At 35.1% G+C, this 23,898-nt stretch carries 21 protein-coding genes; 12 read left to right on the top strand and 9 right to left on the bottom strand.

Features of this window, described 5'->3' with window-relative positions; genetic code table 11:
- Positions 1 to 95 precede the first annotated feature (95 nt).
- Entirely contained in the window at positions 96 to 419 is a 324-nt protein-coding gene (locus WFZ85_RS08670) for a YbaB/EbfC family nucleoid-associated protein (protein WP_342695896.1), read from the top strand.
- 1 nt (position 420) lies between these two features.
- Here WFZ85_RS08670 and WFZ85_RS08665 read toward each other — a convergent pair whose 3' ends face one another.
- On the bottom strand, positions 421 to 1,446 hold the full coding sequence (locus WFZ85_RS08665; protein ID WP_342695895.1) for a threonine aldolase family protein: 1,026 nt from the start codon (positions 1,444 to 1,446) through the stop codon (positions 421 to 423).
- A 67-nt stretch (positions 1,447 to 1,513) separates the two neighbouring features.
- Here WFZ85_RS08665 and prfB point away from each other — a divergent pair.
- Both prfB and lpxD read left to right on the top strand, forming a co-directional pair.
- Positions 1,514 to 2,609 (top strand): peptide chain release factor 2 gene (gene prfB / locus WFZ85_RS08660; RefSeq protein ID WP_342695894.1). Its coding sequence is split into 2 segments (ribosomal slippage): positions 1,514 to 1,576 and positions 1,578 to 2,609, totalling 1,095 coding nucleotides; the frame shifts between segments, so codons are not numbered across the junction.
- Between the two features lie 135 nt (positions 2,610 to 2,744).
- A complete protein-coding gene (gene lpxD / locus WFZ85_RS08655; protein WP_342695893.1) occupies positions 2,745 to 3,743 on the top strand; it encodes a UDP-3-O-(3-hydroxymyristoyl)glucosamine N-acyltransferase in 999 nt (332 codons plus the stop codon).
- Positions 3,744 to 3,907: 164 nt separating this feature from the next.
- On the opposite strand, the gene WFZ85_RS08650 is transcribed toward lpxD, so the two are convergent.
- The 3 genes from WFZ85_RS08650 to WFZ85_RS08640 all read right to left on the bottom strand — a co-directional run bounded on the left by WFZ85_RS08650 (position 3,908) and on the right by WFZ85_RS08640 (position 6,744).
- Entirely contained in the window at positions 3,908 to 4,675 is a 768-nt protein-coding gene (locus WFZ85_RS08650; RefSeq protein ID WP_342695892.1) for a dienelactone hydrolase family protein, read from the bottom strand.
- Positions 4,676 to 4,741: 66 nt separating this feature from the next.
- Positions 4,742 to 6,073 carry an inorganic phosphate transporter gene (locus WFZ85_RS08645; RefSeq protein WP_342695891.1) on the bottom strand — a complete coding sequence of 444 codons (1,332 nt, stop codon included), beginning with the start codon at positions 6,071 to 6,073 and terminating at the stop codon, positions 4,742 to 4,744.
- 26 nt (positions 6,074 to 6,099) lie between these two features.
- Complete coding sequence (locus WFZ85_RS08640; protein ID WP_342695890.1) at positions 6,100 to 6,744, bottom strand: DUF47 domain-containing protein; 645 nt, start codon at positions 6,742 to 6,744, stop codon at positions 6,100 to 6,102.
- A 178-nt stretch (positions 6,745 to 6,922) separates the two neighbouring features.
- On the opposite strand from WFZ85_RS08640, the gene WFZ85_RS08635 reads away from it, so the two are divergent.
- The gene (locus WFZ85_RS08635) at positions 6,923 to 8,551 is read left to right on the top strand and encodes an acyl-CoA carboxylase subunit beta (RefSeq protein WP_342695913.1); all 1,629 of its coding nucleotides are present in this window, start codon (positions 6,923 to 6,925) and stop codon (positions 8,549 to 8,551) included.
- Positions 8,552 to 8,848: 297 nt separating this feature from the next.
- On the opposite strand, the gene WFZ85_RS08630 is transcribed toward WFZ85_RS08635, so the two are convergent.
- Positions 8,849 to 9,088 (bottom strand): hypothetical protein, encoded by a 240-nt coding sequence (locus tag WFZ85_RS08630; RefSeq protein ID WP_342695889.1) that lies wholly within the window; start codon positions 9,086 to 9,088, stop codon positions 8,849 to 8,851.
- A gap of 109 nt (positions 9,089 to 9,197) precedes the next feature.
- Here WFZ85_RS08630 and WFZ85_RS08625 point away from each other — a divergent pair, with 109 nt between their 5' ends.
- From WFZ85_RS08625 to WFZ85_RS08610, 4 genes are all read left to right on the top strand, one after another.
- Entirely contained in the window at positions 9,198 to 9,629 is a 432-nt protein-coding gene (locus WFZ85_RS08625; protein WP_342695888.1) for a hypothetical protein, read from the top strand.
- A gap of 376 nt (positions 9,630 to 10,005) precedes the next feature.
- Positions 10,006 to 10,722 (top strand): hypothetical protein, encoded by a 717-nt coding sequence (locus WFZ85_RS08620; protein ID WP_342695887.1) that lies wholly within the window; start codon positions 10,006 to 10,008, stop codon positions 10,720 to 10,722.
- A 39-nt stretch (positions 10,723 to 10,761) separates the two neighbouring features.
- On the top strand, positions 10,762 to 12,414 hold the full coding sequence (locus WFZ85_RS08615; RefSeq protein WP_342695886.1) for a pseudouridine synthase: 1,653 nt from the start codon (positions 10,762 to 10,764) through the stop codon (positions 12,412 to 12,414).
- Between the two features lie 137 nt (positions 12,415 to 12,551).
- A complete protein-coding gene (locus tag WFZ85_RS08610) occupies positions 12,552 to 14,171 on the top strand; it encodes a M1 family metallopeptidase (protein ID WP_342695885.1) in 1,620 nt (539 codons plus the stop codon).
- Here the strand turns inward: WFZ85_RS08610 and WFZ85_RS08605 are convergent, their stop codons facing one another.
- The gene (locus WFZ85_RS08605) at positions 14,172 to 15,215 is read right to left on the bottom strand and encodes an AMP-binding protein (protein ID WP_342695884.1); all 1,044 of its coding nucleotides are present in this window, start codon (positions 15,213 to 15,215) and stop codon (positions 14,172 to 14,174) included.
- Between the two features lie 20 nt (positions 15,216 to 15,235).
- Positions 15,236 to 16,162, bottom strand: a complete 927-nt coding sequence (locus WFZ85_RS08600; RefSeq protein ID WP_342695883.1) for a CPBP family intramembrane glutamic endopeptidase — start codon at positions 16,160 to 16,162, stop codon at positions 15,236 to 15,238.
- A gap of 71 nt (positions 16,163 to 16,233) precedes the next feature.
- On the opposite strand from WFZ85_RS08600, the gene WFZ85_RS08595 reads away from it, so the two are divergent.
- Together WFZ85_RS08595 and WFZ85_RS08590 are read left to right on the top strand one after the other, a co-directional pair.
- Entirely contained in the window at positions 16,234 to 16,575 is a 342-nt protein-coding gene (locus WFZ85_RS08595; RefSeq protein ID WP_342695882.1) for an ArsC/Spx/MgsR family protein, read from the top strand.
- A gap of 72 nt (positions 16,576 to 16,647) precedes the next feature.
- A complete protein-coding gene (locus tag WFZ85_RS08590) occupies positions 16,648 to 19,089 on the top strand; it encodes a TonB-dependent receptor (RefSeq protein WP_342695881.1) in 2,442 nt (813 codons plus the stop codon).
- 55 nt (positions 19,090 to 19,144) lie between these two features.
- On the opposite strand, the gene WFZ85_RS08585 is transcribed toward WFZ85_RS08590, so the two are convergent.
- A complete protein-coding gene (locus WFZ85_RS08585; RefSeq protein ID WP_342695880.1) occupies positions 19,145 to 19,318 on the bottom strand; it encodes a hypothetical protein in 174 nt (57 codons plus the stop codon).
- A gap of 173 nt (positions 19,319 to 19,491) precedes the next feature.
- Here WFZ85_RS08585 and fumC point away from each other — a divergent pair, with 173 nt between their 5' ends.
- Both fumC and WFZ85_RS08575 read left to right on the top strand, forming a co-directional pair.
- On the top strand, positions 19,492 to 20,892 hold the full coding sequence (gene fumC / locus WFZ85_RS08580; RefSeq protein ID WP_342695879.1) for a class II fumarate hydratase: 1,401 nt from the start codon (positions 19,492 to 19,494) through the stop codon (positions 20,890 to 20,892).
- 40 nt (positions 20,893 to 20,932) lie between these two features.
- A complete protein-coding gene (locus WFZ85_RS08575) occupies positions 20,933 to 22,450 on the top strand; it encodes a thioredoxin-like domain-containing protein (protein WP_342695878.1) in 1,518 nt (505 codons plus the stop codon).
- Between the two features lie 249 nt (positions 22,451 to 22,699).
- On the opposite strand, the gene WFZ85_RS08570 is transcribed toward WFZ85_RS08575, so the two are convergent.
- Positions 22,700 to 23,869: a THUMP domain-containing class I SAM-dependent RNA methyltransferase gene (locus WFZ85_RS08570; RefSeq protein WP_342695877.1), complete on the bottom strand. Its 1,170-nt coding sequence runs from the start codon at positions 23,867 to 23,869 to the stop codon at positions 22,700 to 22,702.
- Between the last annotated feature and the right edge of the window lie 29 nt (positions 23,870 to 23,898).

Genomic DNA, 23,898 nt, shown 5'->3' with positions numbered 1-23,898 from the left:
AACCTTCCTACCGTCAAAATAAATACATAATAAAGTTATACACTAAAAAATTAACAGTTCTTTGTTATTTTTGCCTAACAATTAAAATCGAAATTATGTTTGGAGATATGATGAATATGATGGGCAAACTTAAAGAAACCCAACAAAAAATAGAATCAACAAAATTACGCTTGGATACTGTTTTGATAGACGAAAAAAGTAACGATGGATTATTACAAGTTACACTGACGGCAAACAGAAAAATTAAAGCCATCACAATCGACGAAAGCTTATTAGAAGATAAAGAACAACTCGAAGATTATCTTATTTTAGTATTAAACAAAGCCATCGAAAAGGCTACAAATATTAACGAAACCGAATTGGCCGCAGTTGCTAAAGAAGGCATGCCAAATATTCCGGGAATGGATTTGTTTAAATAGCTTAGAATTTCATTTTTTGCAAGGTTTCCATCACGTAGTCATGCATTACTTGTCGGTAATCCAGGTGTGTCACTATGCGCAACGCACCTTTGCCCAGTAAACTAATCGCTATTCCTTTTTGTTTGAATTGCTCCATCACTTGTTTATCCTCAATTTGTGGTTGCACCGAAAACACTATAATATTAGTTTCCACTGGTTCGACTTTGGCAACCCATAAGCATTGTTCCAATTGTTTCCCCAATTCTTTAGCTCTTCGATGATCGTCTTCCAATCGGTTGATATTATTTTGCAAAGCATAAATTCCGGCGGCAGCTAAATAACCCGATTGCCGCATGTTTCCACCAAATATTTTTCTAATTCTTAAGGCTCGGTGCATTGTTTCGGCATCAGAAAGTAAAACAGAACCAATAGGACAGCCTAAACCTTTTGAAAAACAAACTGAAATAGTGTCAAATAATGCACCAAACTGTTTTGGATGCTGTTTTTTGGCAACCATAGCATTCCATAATCGTGCACCATCTAGATGATATCTTAAATTGTGGTCTAAACACACTTGTTTGATTTTTTTTAATTCTTCTATTTCATAACAAGCACCACCACCTTTGTTTGTGGTGTTTTCTATTCCAACCATTTTTGATAATGGCGTATGATAGAATTCAGGGTCATTTATTCCCGCTTTCACTTGTTCGGCGGTTATCATGCCGCGTTTTCCGTCCAATAAATTAAAATTTACACCACTATTGGCCGAAGCACCACCCGACTCATACAGATGGATATGTGACCATTTATCACAAATAATTTGGTCTCCAGGGTTAGTGTTCAATTTAATTGCCGTTTGGTTTGCCATCGTTCCTGTTGGAAAAAATAAAGCCGCTTCCATTCCGAATAAATCAGCGACCATCTTTTCAAAAGCGTTTACAGTTGGGTCTTGTTTAAATACATCATCACCCACTTTAGCTGAAAACATGGCTTTCAACATTTCTTGTGATGGTTTAGTAACGGTATCGCTTATTAAATTTATTTCCATATCACTTTTATAAATTCGGACAATTCATGAATTGTTCCTACATTTGCGCCACAAAACTACATTATTTATGACAAATACCGAACAAATAAAAGGTATTGTAGAACGCCTTGGTGCGTTGAGGAGGTATCTTTGACATTGATGCCAAGCTTATAGAAATTACCAACGAAGAGGAAAAAACCTTTGCGCCCGATTTTTGGAACAATGCCAAGGAAGCCGAAGTATTGGTAAAAAACCTGCGTTCTAAAAAGAAATGGGTCGAAGATTTTGAAAAAGGAGAAAACCTATGTGAAGAACTTCAAATCACTTACGAATTTTTTAAAGAAGGCGATGCATCTGAGGAAGAACTCGACAATCAATACGAACTGACTAACACGCACATTGAAAGTTTAGAGTTTAAAAACATGCTTTCCGATGAAGGTGATAGTTTGAGTGCTGTGCTTCAAATTACCGCTGGTGCTGGTGGAACAGAAAGTTGTGATTGGGCTTCCATGTTAATGCGGATGTATTTAATGTGGGCCGAAAATCAAGGTTACAAAGTAAAAGAATTGAACTTTCAAGAAGGTGATGTTGCCGGAATTAAAACCGTTACCCTCGAAATTGAAGGCGATTACGCTTTTGGTTACTTAAAAGGAGAAAACGGAGTTCATCGATTAGTGAGAATTTCACCCTTTGATAGCAATGCAAAAAGACACACTTCTTTTGCTTCCGTGTATGTTTATCCACTGGTTGATGATACCATCGAAATTGATATCAATCCGGCTGATATTGAAATCATAACCTCGCGTTCAAGCGGTGCTGGAGGACAAAACGTAAATAAAGTAGAAACCAAAGTACAGTTATTTCATAAACCTACAGGTATTCAAATTCAATGCTCTGAAACTCGTTCACAACAAGATAATAGACAACGAGCGATGCAGATGTTGAAATCGCAGTTATACGAAATTGAACTCAAAAAACAACAAGCACAACGCAGTGATATTGAAGCAGGAAAAATGAAAATTGAATGGGGTTCGCAAATCCGCAATTATGTAATGCATCCTTATAAATTAGTAAAAGACGTTCGTTCTGGATATGAAACTAGCGATGTAGAAGGTGTTATGAATGGCGAAATAGACGAATTTTTGAAAGCTTATTTAATGATGATGGGACAAAAGGAGGAGTAATCAGTCAGCAGTCGCAGTGTTCAGTCCCAGTCGCTGTCGCAGCCGCAGTCGTAGTTCACAGTTTTAGGTTAATACTGTTGGATATTCAGTTTCAATTGCTTTAATTTGAGAAATAATCAAAATTAATTGCTAAATATGAAAACATTCTCAATACAGGAAATCAATGATGTGATACAAGGTGAAATTGTGGGCAATACATCCACTAAGATTTCAGCACCAGAACAACTTGAAAATGCAGGAGAGACTGAGATTTCTTTCATTGGTAACAAAAAATATGAAAAACTTTGGGCAAATTCAAAAGCTTGCGCCGCCATTGTCAATCAAGATATAGCTATCGAACCAGGCCAAAATCGTGTTTTTATTAAAGTTAAAAATGCTGATTTGGCTATGTCGCAAGTTCTTGCACTCTTCGCTCCTGCTCCACCTATTTTTACTATTGATATTCATCCCACTGCAGTAATTGATCCATCAGCTACCATTGGAAATGGAACAAAAATTGGCGCTGGATGTTACATTGGACCTAATGTTAAAATTGGCGAAAATGCTATTATTTACCCCAATGTCACGATTCTTGACGATAGCAGTGTTGGAATTCATTCTATCGTATGGTCTGGAACTGTTATTCGCGAACGTTGTCATATAGGCAATCACTGCATTTTACATCCTAATTGTACGATTGGTGCAGACGGATTTGGTTTTAGACCATGTCCTGAGCGAGGATTAGCTAAAATTCCGCAAATTGGCAATGTAATTATTGGAAATTATGTAGAAATTGGCGCCAACTCGTGTGTTGATAGAGGTAAATTCAGTTCAACTATTGTCGGTGATGGTTGCAAAATTGACAATTTGGTTCAAATTGGACACAATTCAAAATTGGGTAAATTTTGTATTGTGGCCGGAAATTCAGGTTTGGCTGGTTCAGTAACGCTTGGAAACGGCGTAATTATTGGCGGAAGTGCTTCGATAAAAGACCATACGACCATAGGCGACGGCGCAATCATCGGTGCAGGTTCAGGCGTAACTGGAGACATTGAAGCCGGAAAAACCGTTTTGGGTTATCCTGCGGTTGATGCCCGTGATGCTTTGAAGCAATGGGCAATTTTAAAAAGATTGGTTAAAGATTCTGCTAAGTAATTCTTATTGCTTTATAAAAAAGGCTATATTTGTAACGAGGATTCTGAAAAGAAGTTACACCTCACCGCACTAGTCGATCGCTCCAGATCGACTTTTGTTTTTTTATATAAATAGAAAAGCCCAAAATAGCAGACTATTTTGGGCTTTCTGAATTTTATAATCTTTTATAAAATCTCTTTTAAAAAAGTTTGTAATGCTTGCCAAGAGCGTATATCCGCCAACTGATTGTAAGCTGCACCCTTGCTGTTATCATTTCCTGCATCTTTATGAGTAAATGCATGAACCGAATTGGCATAATACACCATTTGCCAGTCAGCACTACAAGCACGCATCTCCTTTTGAAAATTATCAACTTCAACTGCCGGAACATAAGGATCATCTGCACCGTGAAGCACTAAAACCTTTGGTGAAATTTTATCATTTGCTCTTGCAGCGTCTTTACCCAAACCACCGTGAAAAGAAACAACACCTTGCACTTTCATGTTGGCTCTTGCGGCTTCAATAGCTCCAGTGCCACCAAAACAGTAACCCATAACCACAATTTTATCAGGATTTGCACCAAGTTTTATTAGTTCATTTAACGCCAATTGGATGCGTTTTTGATATTCGGCATAATTTTTTTTGTAATATCCTGCTTTTGGTCCCGCTTCTGATGGATTTTTAGGTCGGCTATCTTTACCATAAATATCAGCTACGAAGGAGTAATAACCGAGCTCGGCTAATTTGATTGCGCTTTCTTTAGAATGTTCGTCAACCCCTAACCACGCAGGTAGTATCAAAATGCCTGCTTTACTTTTCAATTCTTTTATAGGTTGGATACCAAATCCACTAAGTGGTTGCTCACCCTCTTTATAATCAATTGGCTTTAACTGACCAAAGGTATTGTAGCACATAAACATCGAAAGCACAAGAAAACCTTTAAGTATTTTCATAGCATGGTTTTAAAAGGGTGAAAAAAATAAATGAACTACACTAAAGTAAGTTACAATAGTTACTTCCTATAGAAATAATTTTAAAAAATAGTAGATAAGCGCCGCTAAAACAGCAGAAACTGGTATCGTCAAAAGCCATGCCCATAGAAGTTTTACCGTAACTCCCCAACGAACCGCTGAAACTCTTTTAGTCACACCAACTCCAATAATAGAACCTGTGATAGTATGTGTGGTAGATACCGGAATTTTAAAATGTTCTGTTGTAAATAGCGTCAAAGCACCTGCGGACTCGGCAACAACGCCTTCAAAAGCATTTACTTTAGTGATCTTTGAACCCATAGTTTTTACAATTTTCCAACCACCACTTAGCGTACCTAACGCAATCACAGAATAACAGGTAAGAGGGATCCAACCCGGCATTACACCGTCAACATGAACGCCATTCACGTCTGAAGGCAATTGTACATTTAGGTCAAGCCAAAATCCCGATAGGTCAAAATTTTGGTTCTGATGGATAAAAACTGCTACCGCAGCGGCGATGATACCCATAACTTTCTGAGAGTCGTTACCACCATGTCCTAAACTGAAAGCAGCCGAAGATAGCAATTGCATTTTCTTCAAAACACTTTCTGCTTTCGCTGTAGAAAAACTGCTAAATACTAAATTAAAAATAGCTAAACTGTAGAAAATAAGCGCTACTAAAAACCATTTAATATTTGAAGGCTCGCTTATAAAATACCAGTATTTATTATGGAATAGCGCTTTTTCAGGTAATGCATCAAACTTTAAAACAGAATACAAAAACCATGAAAACAATAAAATTAGTAGTACCGTAAAAACTTTTGGATAAATATTCTTCTTAGAAGAATACATCATCCAGATGGAAATGAAATAAGAAATTAACATCCCTAACAAAGGGGCGAAAACAATGAATATCACTACAATTAACACCCCTGAAGGCAGTAATTCTCCTTCTTTTGCTGCTTTTAACCAATTGACTATCTTAAATCCTGCATGTTCCGCATCGACAACGTCACGAAAACCATGAGCAATCGCCGCACCAGCAAAACCACCAATTAAAGTATGCGAGGAAGACGACGGAATTCCTTTCCACCAGGTTAACAAATTCCAGGCAATAGCTGCAATCACTCCAGCCAAAATAACAACTAAGTCAATACTACCAGTATGCGCTGTTTTAGCAACCGTATCGGCAACACCAAAACCAAAAACCCAATAAGCCATGAAATTAAAGATGGCTGCCCAGAGCACGGCTTGAAAAGGCGATAGTACTTTGGTAGCAACTATTGTTGCAATTGAATTAGCCGCATCATGAAAACCATTAATATAATCAAATACTAAGGCTAAAAAAATTATTATAATAAGTAGGGTAAAATCCATGAATAATGTTTATAATTTACAACTATTTATGAATGTTTTACTGAAATCTGTTCCATTACGTTGGAAACACTTTTGCATTTATCCGAAGCTGATTCTAAGGCAGAAAGCACTTCTTTGTATTTTATGATGTTTTTAACATCGGTTTCGTTTTCAAAAATATCAGCGACTGCTTTATCAAAAACTGAGTCGGCTTTGCTTTCCAATTTATTAATTTTTTTGCACGTTTCTTTTATAGCTTTATGATCTTTCATGTCTCTCAATTCTTTGATACCCACGTTTATCAGCTGACAAGCTTCTAAATTAATCTCGGTCAATTTTCGAATAGACTTTGTAATTTTTTCAACTTGATACAAACGCATTCTACTTGCCGCGCCGTGCATATAATCTGCCACGTTATCAATAGCTTTTATCAAAGAGTGAATATCTTCTCTGTCAAACGGAGTAATAAAATTTCTGCTTAATTCTAAATGCGTTTTATGGGTAATCTCCTCGATTGCCGCTTCTAAATCTTCTATTTTACTGAAATAATTTTCTCGCTCTGCTTTTGGTGCATTTACGGCCTCGTGTAGTGTCTCTGCCAAGATAACCAAGTTAGCGGTTGCTTGTTCAAAAAGTGGAAAAAACTTTTTATCCTTTGGAACTAAAAACTGAAAAATATTGTTTAATGACATAGTTTTAAAATTTGTTGCAAATGTATACCACTTATGTTAAGTGAACATTAATAATTTACTACAATAATGAAACAAAAATATACAATTTGTTAACATAGCAATAGAAATAAGCATGTGGGCACTAGATTACAAAGCTTTTTGTATTTTAGCACAAAATCTTAACGAAGCACACTCTTATATGGACATCAACTTCAACAAAAACGAAGACCACAACAGACTTTTATTATCAGATTTAAAACAACGCTTTGCCAAAGTAAAGCTTGGCGGAGGCGAAAAACGTATCGAAAAGTTGCATGCTGAAGGAAAAATGACAGCACGTGAACGCATTGATTATTTGCTTGACACCAAAGCCGATAGTATCGAAATTGGTGCTTTTGTTGGCGACGGAATGTATGCAGAACACGGCGGCTGTCCTTCGGGTGGTGTTGTAGTAAAAATGGGGTATATCAAAGGAAAACAATGTATTGTTGTGGCCAATGATGCTACCGTTAAAGCGGGTGCTTGGTTTCCAATTACTGGAAAAAAGAACCTTCGTGCGCAAGAAATTGCTATGGAAAATCGCCTTCCAATCATCTATTTAGTCGATTCAGCTGGAGTTTATTTACCAATGCAAGACGAAATCTTTCCAGATAAGGAACATTTTGGTCGCATTTTTAGAAACAATGCCATCATGTCAAGCATGGGCATTACACAAATTGCTGCCGTAATGGGAAGTTGTGTTGCTGGTGGTGCCTATTTGCCCATCATGAGTGACGAAGCCATGATAGTCGATAAAACCGGAAGCATATTTCTTGCTGGAAGCTATTTGGTAAAAGCTGCCATTGGAGAAAACATTGATAACGAAACATTGGGCGGCGCAACCACGCATTGCGAAATTTCGGGTGTAACCGATTATAAAGCCAAAGACGATAAAGATGCGTTGGACAGAATTAAAAGTATTGTTGGAAAAATTGGCGATTACGAAAAAGCGGGTTTCAATCGTGAAAAACCACAAAAACCAGCCTTGGAAGAAAAAGACATCTATGGTATTATTCCAAAATCAAGAAGTGATCAATACGATATGATGGAAATCATCAAACGACTGGTTGACAATTCTGAAATGGATATGTACAAACCTGATTATGGAAAATCAATCATCACTTGTTATGCCAGAATTGACGGTTGGGCTGTTGGAATTGTTGCCAATCAACGAACAGTTTCTAAAACCAAAAAAGGAGAAATTGAATTTGGAGGCGTAATTTATTCCAGCTCTGCCGATAAAGCCACACGATTTATTGCCAATTGTAACCAAAAGAAAATTCCGCTGGTTTTCCTTCAAGACGTAACCGGATTTATGGTGGGAAGTAAATCAGAACACGGCGGCATCATAAAAGATGGAGCCAAAATGGTAAACGCAGTTTCTAATTCGGTGGTGCCAAAATTCACCGTTGTTATTGGGAATTCTTATGGTGCAGGAAATTATGCCATGTGCGGAAAAGCTTATGATCCGAGATTAATATTTGCTTGGCCTAGTGCGGAATTGGCCGTTATGGGCGGAACGCAAGCTGCCAAAGTTTTAGCGCAAATCGAAGCGTCTTCCTTAAAAGCTAAAGGCGAAATTGTGGATGAAGTAAAAGAACAAGAACTGTTTGACAAAATCAAAGCAAAATATGATGCGCAAGTTTCCCCTTATTACGCTGCGGCACGACTTTGGACCGATGCAATTATCGATCCGCTAGAAACCCGAACTTGGATTTCTATGGGAATTGATGCAGCCAATCATGCACCTATTGAGAAGAAATTTAATTTGGGAGTTATTCAGGTTTGATGATGAGTAGTGTTTCGTTTTTAGTGTTCAGTGTTCAGTCTTTAGTGTTCAGTCTTTAGTGTTCAGTGTTCAGTCTTTAGTGCTCAGTGTTCAGTCCCGAAGCTTCGGGATAGTGCTCAGTCCCGAAGCTTCGGGATAGTGCTCAGTGTTCAGTCCCGAAGCTTCGGGATAGTGTTCAAATAGTGGGGTTTCTTGTCATTCCGACGAAGGAGTAATCGCATAATGTGTGTTTAATGCAAAAAATTCATCAAAACATATTAGTTGCTATAGTTTCATTATTTGACCAAACTACAAGCTTCATTTTTTCAAAATCTTATTTCTGAGTTCTTCTGTAGTATAAACTTCTCCATCTTCTGAAACTTGAAGAATATCAAGAACTTGATTTTTAAACTCAGCTTGTGTCAAAAGATCACCTTGAACTGAATAAATATAACCATCAGCATTCAATAACTCATCAATTTTAGACAGCAATTCTTCATTCTTAACGTCTAAAATTCGGTGAATAATACTTTTTCTTTGGGCTTCTATATTCATCATAAAATAAGTTAGTTACACAAATATATAAAATTTCAAATTGTATATTTGTGAAATCATTATCTTTTGTTTTTAGATTTTTAACCCAATATTTTCAACATCCTTTTACCATATGAAACATCTAGTCATTTTCCTTTTTTTAACACTTAACTTCAACCTTACCGCTCAAACAGCCGATTACGCAGGAACTTATAATTTACATTTAGAAGGAAAAGATGGCAGCATACTTGACTATAAACTTCTTTTAAATAATGACTCTACCTTTCAGTTTACTAGCTTTCAAAAACTTATTGACATTAGAGGAGAACATGACAAGTATAACTATGGAAAAGGCACATGGATGGTAGAAAATAAAATTATCAAGTTCACCTCCAACGCTTCCGATATAGATGAAAAATACACTATGAATTTCACGGGTACCACGGCACGACTGTTGAAAAAATCACCACGTGACACTTCGGATAAAATAGTACCCACCGCACTCCAATTCTACAAGTCTGATATTTCCTGGATTGCTAATTTGAAACTTTTGTTGCAACAATAAAACTTGCCTTGTAAGCGAACTCGAACATCCCATTTTAGAAAAAAAAATTAAAATATATTATTTTTATATATACATAGTATACAATAATAATTAAAACAAATTATTTTTTATTGTAAACAATAGTATTTAAATTATAAAAATTGATATTTTTTAAAATAAGTATACTATAATAATTAATTTTATAAATAGTTTATATTAATAAATACTAATTATTAAAAAATAATACTTAATATATTTATAAATAAATATATTATTTTATTTATTAAAATATATATTTTACATTTGTATATAGAATAATTCATAATATAAATATAATAACTTACTTTTGTAAGCCTATTACTTTATACTTGTTTAACTTATAATTCAATACAACACCATGATACCTGATACCTCCATGCTTTTTAGCAATATTTTTGATGATTATAGAATAACTCCTTTTTACATAGAACGATTTGCTTATGCTGTTATAGCAAGTCTTACTAAAAATAATGCCAACGGCGATTATGACGCTGCCCTTATTCCGTTGCAAAATGCCATGATTCCTTTTAAGGCTAAGTTGGGGTTAGTAGATACTTCATTCAATAGTCAAACAGGGAAAACAGCCACGCTAGATAAGTTTAAAGATTTTTTTTCATCTTATATGAAAGACAATTATGTGATGATTGCTGCCAAACTAGGTGGCGAAAAAACAGCTAGTTTTAAAGAGTTTTATCCTAACAAAAAGACGGAATACCATCAGATTACCAAAACCAAAATGCCTGTGGTAGTGCGACGATTAAAAACTGCGGCAGAAAAATATGAAGCACTTCTTGGCGCAGAAATTACAGCCGATTTAGTGGGTTTTGAGGCGCGATGGGAAACACTGCGCAAAGACCAACTTGAAAAAATGGCTGCCGTAAAAACTAATAGACAACAAAAAGTTGTTGCCCGACGAAATTTAGAAATGCAGTTGCTCTTCACCATTCATTTTATAGGTTGTAAATTTCCTGGTGATGAAACCCTGTGCAAACAGTTTTTTGATTTCAATTTGTTGTTTCCTGCAAGGCATAAATCAAAAGAAAAAGGAAAGACTACCAACGATACCGCAAAATAAGCCGTTTCACATCTGGTTTTTGTACCCTATATTTGCCCTATGTCCAACACCCTTTTTCAAGCCTTTACAACTAATATTGGAACCATTCCGCTTCCTGATGCATTCACTTTTCCGTTTTATTATGAACCCCATGAATTAAGCAGGATAGCAGCAAACAAACTGCAAAATTATCTGGAAACTCAAACCGATTTTGAGCATAATTTTGGTTTAGACGAAAAACAAAAAGGTCTGGAAATCGGTAAAATGTTTGGGGTTTTAGTCGTTCAAAATCAAAATGGCGAAATCGGTCATCTTTGGGCATTTTCGGGAAAATTAGCCGAAAGCAATCATCACTCAAAGTTTGTTCCAACGGTTTATGATATGCTAGACGACAGCGGTTATTTCAAAAAAGAGGAAATCATTCTCAATCAATACAATGCCGAAATCGAAGCTTTGGAGCAAAACCATGACTATTTATCCGCTATCAAACATTTGGAACAAACCAAATTACAAGCCGAAAAAGAAATTACAGCGCAAAAAGAACAAATAAAGCGCGGCAAAAAAGATCGTGCTGAAAAAAGACAAACGGCAACTCCTAAACAACTCGAACAATTCAACAAAGAAAGTCAAGACGAAGGTATTTTTCTCAAAAAAATGACGCAATACTGGAATTATAAATTGGAAGATGCCAAACAAAATTTAGAGCAGTTCACCAATAAAATCAACCAATTAAAAGAAGAACGAAAAGAAAAATCGGCTGCATTGCAACAACAACTTTTTACCGAATATGCTTTTCTCAATAAAAACAAAGAACTCAAAAGTTTAGCCGAAATCTTCAACGGAAATCCGCCAGCAGGTTCAGGTGAATGTGCTGCGCCAAAACTGTTGCATTATGCGTTTCAACATGATTTAAAACCTATTTGCATGGCGGAATTTTGGTGGGGAAAATCGCCAAAATCCGAAGTTAGAAAACACCAACAGTTTTATCCAGCCTGCATGGGCAAATGCGAACCCATTTTAAAACATATGCTCAAAGGCATTGAAACCGATAAAAATCCGTTTGAAATCAATTCTGCCAATGGAAAAGAACTCGAAATCGTCTTTGAAGACGAACATATGATTGCGGTAAACAAACCCGCCGAATTCCTTTCTGTTCCCGGAAAACTAATAACCGATTCGGTGCAAACTCGAATACAATCAAAATATCCTAATGCGATGATAGTACATCGGTTAGACATGTCAACTTCAGGAATTATTTTACTGGGGAAAAACGTTGAAAGCTATAAATACCTACAAGCACAATTCATCAAACGAAAAGTAAAAAAACGCTACGTTGCCTTGCTCGACGGCGTTGTACCCGTAAAAGAAGGCACTATCGAGCTGCCACTTCGCGTAGATTTGGACAATCGTCCCACTCAAATCGTATGTTTCGAACACGGAAAACCAGCAAAAACCGAATGGAAAACCATAGAAATTCGAAACAATCAAACCTTGGTTCAATTCTACCCTATTACTGGACGAACGCACCAACTGCGCGTTCACGCAGCGCACCATTTGGGATTGAATTGTCCCATCGTTGGCGACGATTTGTATGGAACCAAAGCCAATCGTTTGCATCTTCACGCGGAAAGTATTACTTTTAAACATCCTTTTTCGAAGGAAGCAATGACGATTCAAGTAGAAATTGATTTTAAGAAGCCAAACGCTTGGTAATAGAATAAACCTTATTCCTGCTTTCCGTTGCAATCTTTTTTTATTTTTATGTCACACTGAGCGCATTCGAAGTGCATTTGTAGAAAAAATAAAAAAAGGATTTCCACTACAATCAGGGCTAAAAAACAAACCATAGTATGAAAAAAACATCCGTATTCCTATTTCTTTTTATAACATATATCGCTACAGCACAACAAACTTTCACCCGAAAAGACAGTCTTCACGGCGGATTGCGTTTTGAAAGAACTTGCTTTGATGTATTGCGCTACAATCTTGACATTACCGTTTTACCAGCAACAAAAAAGATTAAAGGCACTAACGAAATTGTTTTTAAAGTAGTTGAAAACACTAAAAAAATTCAAGTCGATTTGTTTGATAACATGCAAATCGATTCCATCATTTGGAACAAACAAAAATTAGATTACAAAAGAGAATTCAATGCTGTTTTTATCTCTTTCCCATCGGAATTAAAAAAAGAAACGACACAATCCATTCAATTTTATTACCAAGGAAATCCACTAGTTGCCCGAAATGCACCTTGGGACGGCGGTTTTGTTTTTACTAAAGATAAAAACGGAAAAGATTGGATTGGCGTTGCTGTGCAAGGCACTGGAGCAAGTTTATGGTATCCAGTAAAAGACACACAAACAGACGAACCAGAAAATGGCGCAAGTATAAAAGTAGCCGTTCCCAATGGTTTAATGAATGTTTCTAATGGAAGATTTATGGGTTCGGAAAAGCTAGAAAATGACTTCACCCGTTGGGATTGGGAAGTAAAAAATCCAATCAATACCTACAATATCACGCTAAATATTGGTGATTATGTTCACATTCATGACAATCACAACGGATTGGATTTGGACTATTATGTTTTAAGCTATAATGAAGAAAAAGCACGAAAACACTTTGAAGAAGTAAAACCAATGATGGATTGTTTTCAAAGCAAGTTTGGCGATTTTCCTTTTAAAGAAGATGGTTATAAATTAGTCGAAACTCCTTATCTAGGTATGGAACATCAAAGCGCTGTGGCTTATGGAAATAAGTTTTTAAAAGGATATCTTGGAAATGATTTATCTCGAACAGGAATTGGACTAACTTTTGACTTCATAACCATTCACGAAAGCGGGCACGAATGGTTTGGCAACAGCATTACATCCAAAGATATAGCCGATATGTGGATACATGAAGGTTTCACACAATATACAGAGATTGTGTTTGTCGAGTGTCAATTGGGCTACGAAAAAGCTATGCGTTATGCTAATGGTTTAAAAAATACTGTAGAAAACGACAAACCTGTTATTGGCAACTATGGCGTTAATAGCGAAGGTTCGAGTGATATGTATCCCAAAGGTGCATTGTTGTTGAACACCTTGCGACACGTTATTAATGACGACGCAAAATGGTGGAAACTGATTTTAGATTATTCGACGACTTTCCGTCATAAAATTATAGATACCGAGACTGTCGTTGCCTTTTTTAACAAAGAAAGTGGCATGGATTTAACACCAATTTTTAATCAATATTTGCGTCACACTTCTATTCCAAAACTAGAGTATAAAATCAACAAAAAACGCTTGGAATATCGCTGGGTTTCCAATGAAACAAATTTTTCGATGCCAATAGCTATTAAAATAAACGACAAATTAATCCGAATTGATTCCACAACCTCTTGGATAAAATCGAGTTTCAAAGTAAAACCAACAGATAAAATAGAAGTGATGGTGGATCACTTTTATATCAACACTAAATCACTTTAATTAGGAAGCTAAGGTTTCGTTTCTCAGGATCTTTCCTGTTGGTGTTTCTTTAAATTTTGGTATAAAGAGTATAGCTTTTGGTTTTTCATATTTATCCAAATCGGCGAACAAATCCTGACTAAAATCTTGCTTCTCGCCTTCAACTACAAGCAGTAGTTTTTGTCCTAACTCTTCATCAGGTTGCGAAGAAATAAAAAATCGTTGTGTGATTTTAGTTGCTAATTTTCTCTCTAATTGTTCGGGGATTAGTTTGATTCCACCGCTATTAATTACGTTATCAATTCTTCCGAGGAAAATAAATTGATTTTCATTTACTAGTTCTACAATATCGTTGGTGGTAATCACTTCCTCCGAAATTCGTGGCGCGTGTATCACCAAACAATTTCTATCGTCGTAAGACACCGTTACATCTGGTAAAACAGTAAAGGCTTTTTCTCCCAATTTTCGGGCGGCAATATGGGTAATGGTTTCGGTCATTCCATAAGTTTCATACACTTCAGTAGGTAATTTTAGCAATTGTTTTTCCAGATTTTTATTTACGGCAGCACCACCAATAATTAGTTTTTTAACATTTTTTAATTCTTGGATAGAATTTTGAGCTTGCAATGGAACCATCGCTACAAAGTCAAAATTGATTTCATTATTGCGCATTGGATGTGAACTTGGCGCTACAAATTCTAAATCAAGACCTAAAATCATGGCACGAACCAACATCATTTTTCCGGCAACATATTTTACTGGCAAACACTGTAGCGCAGTATTTCCGGGTTGTAAATCAAAAAAATTACCCGTGGCGATGGCAGAATTTACCATGGCTTGTTTTTTTACTACCACAGTTTTAGGTTCTCCTGTAGAACCCGAGGTAAACATTTCGATGTAATCTTTACCGTCAAACCAGTCCAAAAGAAAATCTCCTACTGGTTTTTCAAATTCTTCTCCTTCTTTTATAAAACTATACGCCACTCGGCACAAATCATCCTTGTCTAAATGAAATCCGTTTAGCTTAAATTTATTGTGTACATTTTCATAGGTTGGGGTATTCATTATTATCTAATTTTTAAAAATTATACGATGTTATTATCAATTGTTCCCGTTAGTTTTTCTTTCCAATTGGTCCATTTATATTTTTTACTAAAGATAAACAATAGGATTGGGAAAATAATAAAAACCGGGGCTAAAATTTCTGATCCCACTGATGGCATGGAAACGTCTTTCAAAATAGAATTGGTTTGAAAAACCGACCAATCAGAAGTAACGAGCAAAGCGCCAACTAAATTATTTGCCGCATGAAAACCTAGCGCTAACTCCATTCCCTCATCCATCAGCGTAATAATACCCAAGAAAAAACCTGTGCCAATATAATATACCAAGATGATGTAGCCCATTTTTTCCACTTCGGGATTGGCAATATGCATGGTTCCAAAAATTACTGATGTCATGAGTAAGGGTAACCACTTATTTCTTGACAAAAGGGCAAATCCTTGCATTAAATAGCCTCTAAAAATATATTCCTCAGTGCTAGTTTGAATAGGGATTAATACAATTCCAATTAGGACTAGAATTATAAAAGGAATAGGTTTAAAATTGACAACAAAACTTTCGGGATTTGAATAGTACAATGCCGCAATAGATACAATCGTAATCAAACTCCAACTACCGAAAGAAAAAAACACCCTTTTCCAGTCTACCTTTTTACGTGACGTTGTAAGTGATAAAAGCGACTGTTTGTGAAAATATTTAGTAACCAAAAGAAAAGCAATAAAAGCAAATACAAACGAAAGTAAAGCAAGGAAAAGTGTTGTGTTGGGTTCAAGAACAGTCATGATTTCTTGTCCATTTTGCGGCATTCCTTTTCCCGACGAAAATGATTTTACAAAAACGGCTAACAATAAAGGAATTTGCCCAATAACGGATGCAAAAATAACTACAACTGAGCCTATTAAATATTTCCAAAATTTATTTTCGGGTAAAAATCCATTTTCTATGAACATCAGTACTGAAATTTTATTTGGACGAAATTAACTTTTTTCTACCAATAACTATTACTTTGCAAAAAAATATTATGTTAAAAATACTTCACAATCCGCGATGCGGTAAATCCAGAAACTGCTTGGCACTACTTAGAGAAAAAAACAAAGAATTTGAAATAATACACTATTTAGAAAATCGTCTTTCTTGTGACGAAATTACCTCGTTGCTAAAAAAACTTAACTACAAACCAATTGATTTAATCCGTCAAAAAGAAATCGTTTGGAAAGAAAACTTTAAAGGCAAAACACTTACTGATAACGAGATAATACAAGCCATGTCAAAGTTCCCAATACTGATAGAACGACCTATTGTAATTGATGTTGACAAAGCAATAATTGCTAGAGAAGTTCAAAAACTGCATGAATTTATTTAACATTCAGTTGGGAAAGACTTACTGAATAATCTCTTTATATTTGCCCATCCAAAATAATTTGTATATACAAATATGAAAAATTTAAAAAATCTTGCCCCTTTTATTTTATTGTTGTTTTCACTTACTAGTTTCAGTCAACAGCGACCTGCAGGTCCTAAAATTATTGTCACTGGTAGTATTATTGAAGCAGTTAGTCAAAAACCACTCGAGTATGCGACCATAACATTAAAAAACGCTGCAAATCCAAAAATGGTTTTCGGTGGAATAACGGATAATAAAGGAAATTTTTCGGTTGAGATTGCAGCGGGAACATATGACATTATCTTTGAGTTTATTTCTTTTAAGTCTTCAGAAATCAAACAGAAAGAAATTACTTCAAATACAAACCTTGGAAAAATTACTTTAGCTGAAGATGTCACACAATTGAATGAAGTCGTAGTTCGCGCCGAGAGAACGACAGTTGAAATTAAATTAGACAAAAAAGTATATAACGTTGGAAAAGATTTGATGGTTAAAGGTGGAACTGTAAGTGATATTTTAGATAACATTCCTTCTGTAACAGTAGATGTTGATGGAACTATAGCGCTTCGAGGAAATGATAACGTTAGAATACTTATTGATGGAAAACCATCTACAGCAATCAATGTTAGCGATGCTTTGCGTTTAATTCCTGCCGATGCCATTGATAGAGTTGAAGTAATTACAAATCCATCTGCGCGCTACGATGCGGAAGGTGGCGGTGGTTTGTTAAATATTATCTTGAAAAAAGGAAAAACCAATGGTTTAAATGGAACTTTTATAGCCAACACGGGTTTTCCAGACAATCATGGTATCACTGGAAACGTGAATTATAAAACTAACGATGTTAATTTTTTTACTAATCAAGGCTTTTCAAATAGAAATAGTCCTGGTTTTAATAACGTAGACACTGAATATTTAAGTCCTTCTCCTACTTCACCGCTGTTTATATCAGAGCGCAGAAATAATAATCGTTATAGTAATAGCTACAACGGAGGTTTCGGCATGGAATGGTTTATTAACGACAATACTAGTTGGACAAATAGTGTAAATTATAGAAATTCTGAAGGCGCAAATATCACTGATGCCACTTTCACCAATATTTTTGCCAACAACAGTACTTTAATTAGAACACGTGATAATAGAGATACTAACAATGAGGAAAGTATCGAATATAACTCTAACTTCTTAATGAAATTTAAAAGAGATGGACACAAACTTAATGTTGATTATCAATCTTCTTTTAACAGAGAAAATAGTGAGTCCATAATTTTTGATTCTCAATTTCCTAATGCCGCAAGTTTTAATGACCAAACGCAAAACAGAAATTTAATCGCCACTGATTATGTTTTGCCTTTTGGTAAAGGGATGCAATTTGAAGCGGGTTACAGAGGAGAATTTACGGTACAAAGAACCAACGTTGCTATTTTTGAAGATAATGTTTCATTAGAAGATTTGTCAAATATCGTAGAATATCGCGAGTTTGTAAATGCGCTTTACACTCAGTTTGGTTTCAAGAAAAATAAATTTTCTTTTCTTTTCGGATTGCGATGGGAAGACTCAAATATTGAAGTCAACCTTTTAGATCAAAACAACTTTAATGACAAAAAATACAATAACTTTTTCCCTAGTAGTTTTGTTACCTACCAAATTAATGAGGAAAGTAGCACTTCTTTGAGCTACAGCAAAAGAATCCGTCGTCCACGAGGTCGATTTTTAAATCCATCGAGTGATTTTTCGAGTAACATTAATATTTTTCAAGGAAATCCTGACTTAGATCCAGCATTGACTGACGCTATTGACATCGGTTATTTAACCAAGTTTGGTTCCAAAATTACTTTCAACACTTCTATATATGGTAATCGTACTAACGATGTATTTAATTTCGTAAGAAAAGAGTCGGGAGAATTTACTTCAGATGGTATTCCGATTATTTTGTTTTCACCTGTAAACGTTGCTACAGAATACCGTTTAGGTTTTGAATTAAATACCAACTATACACCATTTAAATGGTGGAGATTAAATTATAATTTCAATTTCTTTAGCATCGAAACGCAAGGTGAATTCCGTTATATAGATTTTAATGATAATCCTGTCGTTCAAAATTTAGATAATAAAGCTACATCATGGTCAACGCGACTTACTTCTAAAATAACGCTTCCATACAAGATTGATTGGCAAACCAATATGAACTATGAAGGCAGACAAAGAAACGCACAAGGTTTACGAAGAGGAATATTTGGAGCCAATATTGCCTTAAGCAAAGACGTATTAAAAGACAAAGGCACGATTGCATTCAACGTAAGTGATGTTTTTAACTCAAGAATTAGAGGTGTTGAAACTTTTTTACCAGGAGCGATTGACTCGTTTTCTGAATTCCAATGGAGAGTGAGACAATATACATTATCATTCACTTATCGTTTCAATAAAGCTAAAAATGAAAGAGAGAGAAGACCACGGAATTTCCAAGAAGACGGAGGAGATTTTCCAGGATAACAATACTAAAAAAGCCCCGAATTTCGGGGCTTTTTTATAACAAATAGTATAAGAACTATGCTGTTTGCTCGGCTTCTCTTTTTGCTTTCTTCTCTTGTAAAAATTCTTTAACACCTCCATAAATCCAATAAGGAACAATGAAAGTAATCAAGAAAATCATTAACCAAAAACCGATGGTTAAAATGGTTAAGAACGCTAAGAAACCTAAATACTGTTGAAATTCAAACATGTTTTCCGGAATTTTTTGAATTATACGCAAATGTATAAGTAAAATTTAAGGTTACCAAAAACAAAATCAATTTTTATTAAATAGTTTTTATCCCTAAATTTGCTATACTTTTTTAAAAACAGAATAAATCTTAATTCAAATAGTAAATAAATAATAGTAAACACATAAACACAATGGAATATAGAATTGAAAAAGACACGATGGGCGAAGTAAAAGTTCCTGCCGATAAATATTGGGGCGCACAAACCGAACGCTCTAGAAATAACTTTAAAATTGGTCCTTCAGCATCAATGCCAAAAGAAATTATCGAAGGTTTTGCCTACTTAAAAAAAGCAGCTGCTTATGCTAATTGTGACTTGGGTGTACTTTCTACTGAAAAAAGAGACGCCATTGCTCAGGTATGTGACGAAATTTTGGCGGGACAACACGAGGGAGAATTTCCATTAGTCATTTGGCAAACAGGTTCGGGAACACAAAGCAATATGAACGTTAATGAAGTTATTGCCAATAGAGCACAAGTTTTAGCGGGATTTAAAATTGGTGAAGGCGAAGCAGTGGTAAAAGCTAATGATGACGTGAACAAATCGCAATCTTCAAACGATACGTTCCCAACAGGAATGCATATTGCGTGTTACAAAACTGTGGTAGAAACTACTATTCCTGGTATTGAAAAACTACGAGATACGCTTGAAGCAAAGTCTCGTGAATTCATGAATGTAGTAAAAATTGGGAGAACACATTTAATGGATGCGACACCTATTACCTTAGGACAGGAACTTTCAGGCTATGTTGCTCAATTAAATTATGGATTAAAAGCATTACGAAATTCGTTATCACATCTTTCTGAAGTTGCTCTTGGTGGAACAGCTGTTGGAACGGGATTGAATACTCCTGCAGGATACGATCAAAAAGTAGCAGAATATATTGCACAATTTACTGGACATCCTTTTGTAACGGCACCAAACAAATTTGAAGCATTAGCTTCACACGATGCCATTGTAGAAACGCACGGTGCTTTAAAACAATTGGCCGTTTCACTTAATAAAATTGCAAACGACATACGACTGTTAGCTTCTGGTCCGCGTTCAGGAATTGGAGAAATTCTTATTCCAGAAAATGAACCAGGTTCGTCTATCATGCCAGGAAAAGTTAATCCAACACAATGTGAAGCATTAACAATGGTTTGTGCTCAAGTTATGGGTAACGATGTGGCAATATCAGTTGGAGGAATGCAAGGTCATTATGAATTAAATGTTTTCAAACCGGTTATGGCTGCTAATTTTTTACAATCAGCTAGATTACTTGGTGATGCATGTGTTTCATTTGAAGAACATTGCGCTAGCGGAATTGAACCCAATTATACGAGAATTAACGAACTAGTAAATAATTCTTTAATGCTTGTAACAGCTTTAAATACAAAAATCGGTTATTACAAATCAGCAGAAATTGCTCAAACAGCGCATAAAAATGGAACCACTTTAAAAGAAGAAGCAGTTCGACTTGGTTATGTTTCGGCTGAAGATTTTGATGCTTGGGTAAAACCAGAAGAAATGGTTGGAAATTTGACTAATTAAAAGAAATAGCGTAAATACTCAGAAATAAAATGGTGTGGTTATGAAGAAGTTGCTTTTTACTTTGATTTGTTTTTATAGCTCATTAACTATTTCAGCTCAATCAGGGTATGAAATTACTATCAATCTTAAAAATTGCACGGACAGCTTAGCTTACTTGACTTTTTACCGATTTGATAAAACACTGATTAAAGATACTTGTACTACAATCAAAAATGGCAAAATAGTTTTTAAAGGAAAAGAGAAACTAGATAAAGGTGTTTACTCTCTTGTTAGTCAACAAAAATCAATACTTTTTGATTTTTTTATTGATGACGACACACAACAACTTGAAATAAATTCAGAGTATGGAGCCAATGTTATGACTGAACTCTCGGCAACAAATTCAAAAAGACAAAACGATTTTTTTTCTTACATCAGGTATATTACCCAACAAAACAAAGAATTTATTGAGCTTAAGCAAAAAAAAGAATTAAAAACGAAGCAAGATACTTTATCACTAGCCGAAATTCAGAAAACGTTTGAACAACGTATTTTAGATTATGAAGAGAAATTTATTGAAAATAATAAAGGAACGATACTTGGTGATGTGATGAATTTGAAAATGGAGAAGATTTTAAAAAATGTTCCCAAAGCATCCAATGGTAGACCTGATAGTTTACAAGTTTTCAAATATTATAAAACTCATTATTGGGACAATGTTGATTTTAAACAGGAGTCAATTATCCGAAATCCATTTTTCTTCAATAAATTAAACCGTTATTTCGAAAAAGTAGTCGTTACACATCCTGACTCGGTTTCAGTAGAGGTTGACAGACTGTTAGCAAAAACTACATATCAGAGTTTAGTCTACAAGTTAATGCTTGCACATTTTACTTATACTTATGAAACCTCTAAAATCATGGGATTTGATAAAATATTTGTACATATTGTGGACACTTATTTTAAAACTGGCAAAGCCAATGGTATTTATGATGATCCCGAAGTGGTTCAAAAAATTATAAAGCGAGCCGAAAAACTCCGACCACTTCTTGTGGGTGCAAAAGCACAAGAATTAATGATGATTAAAGCAGATGACTTTGATAAAATGAAGGCGATGGGATTTGAAAATGCTAAGAACAGCGAGGAAATGACTAAAGTGTTTTACGCCAATGTCAATCAGGTCAATAAAATGTGGGTCAAACTTAGTGAGGTGAAAGCAGAGTATACTATTCTTGTTTTTTGGGATGTAGACTGCGGCCATTGTCAAAAAGAAATTCCTGTTCTTGTAAAAAGTTATAATGAATTATTACAAGAGAAGAAAGATGTTAAAGTTTTCAGCGTATATATGCAACATGAAGGTGAAAAATATTTGAAATACATAGCTGATAATAAATTACCGTTCATCAATGTTTATGACGGCGCACATTATAACAATGCGGTCGAAAAATATGATGTCTACTCTACTCCTGTTATCTACATTTTAGATAAAAATAAAACTATTTTGGCTAAACGAATTGACGCTAATAAAGTGACTATGATTATCAAAGCTATTGAAACCGAAATCAAAAACAAGAAATAATGAAAAATCAACTTGACCTTACGACTTTAACAAAAGAAGAACTTGAGAAAAGAGCTAAGTCCACAAAATTTGTTACTGGTATATTATTGGGTTCAATTATTATACAATTTTGCAGCAGGTGTTTATTTAACTATACTTAAAGGATTTAATGTGTTTTTAATTATACCAGTAGCATTTTTACCGCTGATTATTCTGAACTTCAATAATCTAAAAAAAATCAAAGAAGAAATCGCAAAAAGGAATGTTTAGTTATTCTTTAACTTCATTTTGTTGAAATTTAGTGCGCTTACTTCCTTCATACATTTCATATTTTACTAATCGCGCTTCTAAACTTCCGTTGAAAAGTTTAATTTTACGTGATGGTCTCAAACCTACAAATTTTAAAGCTTCCAAATTTGCAGTAATAAACCAAGCGTTAGTATTTGGATAATTATTCTTCAACGTATCGCCAATTTCTCTATAAAAACGCTCCAAGTCAATATCCAATCGTTCACCATATGGAGGATTAAAAACCATATGTAATGGCCCAGCAGTTTCTTTTTTGGTGTCAAAAAAATTTGCTTGTGCTACAGTAATATAATCATCCAAATTGGCATTCTGAATATTGTCTTTCGCTTTTTGAATGGCACTTGGTGCTTTGTCGTAACCTAGGATTTTGTGATGGAATTCTTTCGTGCCCTTCATCAAAGCATCGATAATTTGATCAAACAAATCGTTATCCCAATCGTTCCATTTTTCAAAAGCAAACTCCTTTCGGTTAATATTTGCGGGGATATTACAGGCAATCATCGCTGCTTCGGTTAAAATTGTTCCTGAACCACACATTGGGTCTAGAAAATCAGCACTTCCATCCCAACCTGATAGTAACAACATACCAGCTGCTAACACTTCGTTTATGGGTGCAATATTTGTTGCCGTTCTATAACCTCGATGATGTAAAGAAGCACCAGAGGTATCGAGCGCAACCGAAACTTGATCTCTATCAATGCGAATATTTATTCTTACATCAGGAAAATCTTTGTCAATACTGGGACGTTGTCCCACTTTGTCCCGAAACTGGTCTACAATCGCATCTTTTGCTTTTTGTGAAACAAATTGCGAATGTTTAAAATTATCCGAATGAATTGTAGTATCAATAACAAAAGTTTGGCTCTGATTAAGATACTTTGACCAATCAATTCCCTGAATTCCTTTGTATAAATTTTGTTCGTTGGTAGCTCTAAAATAATAAATCGGTTTCAGGATTTTCAAAGCGGTTCGCAAGGATAAATTAGCTTTATACATAAATCCTTTATCACCTTTAAAACTAACAGCGCGCGTTCCAATTTCTACTTCTTGTGCGCCTAATTGCTGTAACTCTTTTGCTAGTATTTCCTCAAAACCAAAAAAAGTTTTGGCCACCATTTTAAAATTCTCCATTTTCCAATATCAATTACAATAGCAATATC

Origin of the sequence: Flavobacterium aureirubrum, assembly GCF_038739835.1 — a bacterium.
In the GTDB taxonomy this organism is placed as follows: Bacteria; Bacteroidota; Bacteroidia; order Flavobacteriales; family Flavobacteriaceae; genus Flavobacterium; species Flavobacterium aureirubrum.
This window is presented reverse-complemented; position numbering and strand designations above follow the sequence as displayed.